This is a genomic window from Methanobrevibacter sp. (genome assembly GCF_045541095.1).
GTDB lineage: Archaea > Methanobacteriota > Methanobacteria > Methanobacteriales > Methanobacteriaceae > Methanocatella.
Map to the genome: position 1 here is coordinate 1 of NZ_JAZQIJ010000011.1, position 3,569 is coordinate 3,569.

At 34.3% G+C, this 3,569-nt stretch carries 2 protein-coding genes; both read left to right on the forward strand.

Annotation, left to right across the window (positions count from 1 at the left end; genetic code table 11):
• Positions 1-837, forward strand: an 837-nt coding sequence (locus ACKI2P_RS00425) for a helix-turn-helix domain-containing protein (protein ID WP_407374177.1), incomplete at its 5' end; no start/stop codon positions are given.
• Positions 838-1,240: 403 nt separating this feature from the next.
• The coding region (locus ACKI2P_RS00430; RefSeq protein WP_407374178.1) for a leucine-rich repeat domain-containing protein at positions 1,241-3,569 on the forward strand (2,329 nt) is incomplete at its 3' end.

The window sequence follows — 3,569 nt, forward strand, 5'->3', positions numbered from 1 at the left end:
ATTCAAAAATCTATTGATTATATTGAGGATAATCTAAAAACCGAGATCACGGCGAAAGAATTAAGTGAAATGGCTGGATTTTCCATGTTTCATTTTTATAGAGTGTTTCAAAGTGCGGTCGGTATGCCTGTGATGCAATATATCACAAGGCGAAGATTACTTCATGCATTGTACGATATGCACTGTGGAAAGAAAATGATAGTAGTGGCATTGGTTTATGGGTTTGAAACACAAGCAGGATTTTATAAGGCTTTTGTTCGTGAATTCGGATATACACCGACAGAATTCCTTAATATGAGCAAGAAAAAGAAACCCTACAGAATTAATCTGTTTAAGGAGGAACACATAATGGTATCTCACAAAAAAATAAAAGATGTTTTAAAGAATTGGGGATTAGAGAATGAAAAACTGACTGATGTTGTATATGCCGAAACAGGTAATGTAAGCGAAACAGCATGTTATGTAGGAGATAATTATATTATCAAATTCTCGCCTAATTTGGGAAAGGTAGAGAAACATATTTCACTATCACAGGCAATTGAAAGTGTAGGATTATCAACTGCTACACCTATAAAAACAGCAGAAGGTAAATTAAAAATGGATTTGTCTAAGAGCTTCATTGAAATGTACGAAAAGAAATTTGGCGAGATATATGAATCATTACCACAACAAATCATTCACCGCGACCCCAACCCAGGGAATCTTATTCTAAGTAATGACAATTGGGGGGGCTTGATTTTGACCTTAGTGAAAGAAATATTAGAATTTATGATCCTTGTTATGCGGCTACGGCAATATTATCGGAAAGTTTTGAGGCTGATAATACAGAGAAATTGAATCAATGGATTGTGATATATAAAAATATAATGTATGGATATGATGAAGTTGTAAAACTTTCAGAGAACGAATGGAAAGCAATTCCGTATGTCGTTATTACAAATCAGCTTATATCAACAGCGTGGTTCTCAGAACAAGAAAAGTATAAGGAACTTTACGAAATAAACAAGAAAATGACAGAGTGGATGCTGCATAATTTTGATAACATGTTATTTGAATAGCCAACGACAAAAATGCTACAGGTAAATCAAGACCCGTTGCAATTCAGGCATCAGCTTGGCTGATGTCTGAATTGCAACTTATTCAACTGTCACAAAAGCAAGATAGCATAATTTCAGTTGTGCAAATTCACATAATATTCTATAATATACACAAAAAGCAAGAGAAAGAGGGGGATTTTTTGATGAAACGAATAATAGCTATAATCATGATAATAACATTGGTTATGGGAAATGGCGTGAATGTATTAGCGGCGGAGACAGGGAGTTTACAGTCTGAAAGTGAAACCAAAGCTAAAAGTAGTTATGAATTAGTCATTGAAGACGGTATTTTAGTAAAATGTAAGGGAACACCGGTAAATGTGGTGATTCCATCCGGTGTCGAGGAAATTCGTGATGAAGCATTTTCTAATTGCAAGAAATTGAAAACTGTAACAATTCCATCCGGTGTCAAGGTGATTGGCAATTTTGCATTTGCGTATTGTAAGAATTTGACAAGTATAAACATTCCTTCAACTGTCAATAAAATTGGAAAGTGTGCATTTGATGATTGTAAAAAACTAAAAAACATAACAATTCCGTCAAGTGTAAAGGAGATTGGTACTAGTGCTTTTGCGGGCTGTAATGCCATAAAAAGCGTGAAAATTTCATCAGGTGTAGAATCAATTGGTGATAACGCATTTGAAGCTTGTATTAATCTGAAAACTATAAAGATTCCATCAAGTGTAAAGACGATTGGCAGTCATGCATTTTATGTGTGCAAAAGCTTGGAAAGCATAGAAATCCCATCAGGTGTAAAGAAAATCAGTGAGGGTACATTTGAAGGATGTCATAGCCTGAAAAGTGTCAAAATTTCATCATCGGTAACTGCAATCGGTGATGATGCATTTTATGAGTGTAGCAGTTTAGAAAGTATAACAATTCCATCGGGTGTAAAGGAAATCAGTAAAGGTACATTTAGTGGATGTTCTAGCCTGAAAAGTATAAAAATCCCATCAAAAGTAAAGAGTATTGGCGAGGAAGCATTTTCTGACTGCAGTAGTTTGGAAAGTATAACAATTCCATCAAGTGTAAAGAGCATTGGCAAGATGGCGTTTTATAATTGCAGCAGTTTGGGAAGCATATCAATTCCATCAACTTTAAAGAATTTTGATGAAGATGTATTTTTGAATACAAAATGGTTAATGGCGAAACAGGAAGAGAACACACTTGTAATTGTAAATGACATTTTAATAGACGGTATATTCTGTGTCGGAGATGTGAAAATTTCATCGAATGTAAAGACAATTGGTAAGGGTGCATTTGACGGTGCGATTAACTTAACAGGTATAGAAATACCATCAAGTGTAAAGACGATTTGCGAAAAAGCTTTTAGTAGTTGTGATAATCTTACAAGCGTAAAAATCGCATCGGGCGTAAAGACCATTGGTGATTGGGCATTTTCATGGAATGATAGTTTGACAAGCATAGAAATTCCATCAGGCGTAAAGACAATTGATGAATTTGCATTTTATGGTTGTGATAGTTTGGCAAATGTAACCATTCCATCAAGTGTAGAAACAATCGGTGATAGAGCATTTGAGTTTACACAATGGTTACAATTAAAACAAATGGAAAATCCACTTGTAATTATAAACGGTATTCTACTAGATGGAAGAAAATGTACGGGGGATGTGAAGATTCCATCAAGCGTAAAGGCCATTGGTCATCATGCATTTTGGACAAATGAAAATTTAACGGGTGTAGAAATTCCATCCAGTGTAAAAGTAATTGGTGAAGGGGCTTTTGCTTCTTGCGATAATTTAACAAGTGTAAAGATTCCAACGAGTATAAAGAATATCAATGCTTCAGTATTTTATGGTTGTAGTAGTTTAACAAGCATAAAAATACCATCAGGTGTAAAGGCGATTGGTGATGAGGCATTCAGTTATTGCAGTAGTTTAAAAAATATAGAAATACCATCAGGTGTAAAGACGATTGGTGATGCTGCATTCGCTTATTGCAGTAGTTTAAATAATATAAAAATACCATCTAGTGTAAAGGACATTGGTGGGGGTGCATTCAGTTATTGTAGCAGTTTGAAAAAAATAAAAATCCCATCAAAAGTAAAAGTAATTGAAGACTATACTTTTAGTTATTGCAGCAGTTTAACAAACATAGAAATTCCGGTAGGTGCAATAACAATTGGAGCAGGTGCATTTTTAAATTGCGCTAAATTAAAAAGTATAAAAATCCCATCAAAAGTAAGGACAATTGGAGATGGTGCATTTTCCGGATGTAGAAGTTTAACAAGTATAACAATTCCATCAAAAGTAAGGGCAATTGAAAGAGCTGCATTTTCGGGTTGTAAAAAATTAAAGAATATTACAATAAAGTCAACAGAGTTGAAAACAGTGGGAGAAATTGTATTTTTAAACATTAATTCCAAAGCAACGATAAAGGTGCCAAAGAGCAAATTTTCTGATTATAAGAAATTGTTAAAAGCAAAAGGACAGGGAAGTAAGGTTAAGATTG